At 62.5% G+C, this 1,318-nt stretch carries 1 protein-coding gene and 1 pseudogene; both read left to right on the plus strand.

Annotation, left to right across the window (positions count from 1 at the left end):
* Nucleotides 1–102: 102 nt before the first annotated feature.
* Nucleotides 103–930: a ferredoxin--NADP reductase gene (locus EN994_RS31835; RefSeq protein ID WP_063169685.1), complete on the plus strand. Its 828-nt coding sequence runs from the start codon at nt 103–105 to the stop codon at nt 928–930.
* 152 nt (nt 931–1,082) lie between these two features.
* A pseudogene (locus EN994_RS31840) lies at nt 1,083–1,318 on the plus strand (deoxyribose-phosphate aldolase); the annotation flags it as partial.

Consider the following 1,318-nt stretch of genomic DNA (forward strand, 5'->3'; position numbering starts at 1 on the left):
GCTTTGGAGTGTGCGAACAGCACGCCGGGACCTGAATGGTCCGGGCGCGCAGGTGAAGGTTTGGCGCCCGCGTCCGTGAGCTGGGCCAGAAGGTTGGATTTGATGAACACCACATCCGCTCTCAACACCGTCGGCGCCCGACCGCTGCAGTTCCCGATTCCGGCCAATGTCTATGCCGAAACCGTGGTCTCGGTGAAGCACTACACCGACCGGCTGTTCTCGTTCCGCATCACCCGTCCGCAGTCGCTGCGCTTCCGCTCCGGCGAGTTCGTCATGATCGGCCTGCCCAATGCAGAGAAGCCGGTGTACCGCGCCTATTCGGTGGCGAGCCCGGCCTGGGACGAAGAGCTGGAATTCTTCTCGATCAAGGTGCCGGACGGCCCGCTGACTTCGGAGCTGCAGAAGATCCAGGTCGGCGACACCGTCATCATGCGCCAGAAGTCGACGGGCACGCTGGTGGTCGACGCATTGACGCCGGCCAAGCGGCTGTTCATGATCTCGACCGGCACCGGCATCGCGCCCTTCGCCAGCCTGCTGCGCGACCCCGACACCTACGAAAAATTCGATCAACTGATCCTGACCCATACCTGCCGCGACAATGCCGAGATGACCTATGGCCAGGAGCTGGTCGCAGCACTTGAAAGCGACCCGCTGATCGGTGAACTGACCACTGGGCGCGTCACGCTCTACAATTCGACGACCCGCGAGGAATCGGCACGCATGGGCCGCATCACCGCGCTGATCGGCTCCGGCAAGTTCTACAGCGATCTCGGCATCGACAAGCTCAACCCGGAAACCGACCGGATCATGATCTGCGGCTCGATGCATATGCTGAAGGACGTCAAGGAACTGGCCGAAAGTCTCGGCTTCGAGGAAGGCTCGCTGAGCCATCCGGCGACTTTTGTCGTCGAGCGCGCCTTCGTCGGCTGAGCCGCACCAACATCTCGAAGTCTACGTTTTTGACCGCACGGTCAAAAACTGCTGCTTTCGCCGCCTTTTTCGGTTATGACCGCCCGCAGGACTCGTGAAGTACGGCTTCACGGGCTATCTTCGGCATACGTCGCTGAATGAAAGGGCAGGAGATGAGCAGCACAATCCGCGAAGCCGATGTCGGCCCGTCCAAGGTGACGCCGCTGCCGGCGCGTGCCGCCGCCAATACAGCCGTCCCGCACGATCATCGCATTGCGCGCAACCCCGGCATGAAGCTCGACCTTGGCTTCATGGAATCGGTGCGCAGCGTCAATCGCTCGGCGCTGGAACGGCGCGTCGCCAGCCTGACCAAGCGGCGCTCGATCAAGGCCGACAACCAGGCCGCCTG

The organism is Mesorhizobium sp. M7A.F.Ca.CA.002.09.1.1, from assembly GCF_003998555.1.
Taxonomy (GTDB): Bacteria; Pseudomonadota; Alphaproteobacteria; order Rhizobiales; family Rhizobiaceae; genus Mesorhizobium; species Mesorhizobium ciceri.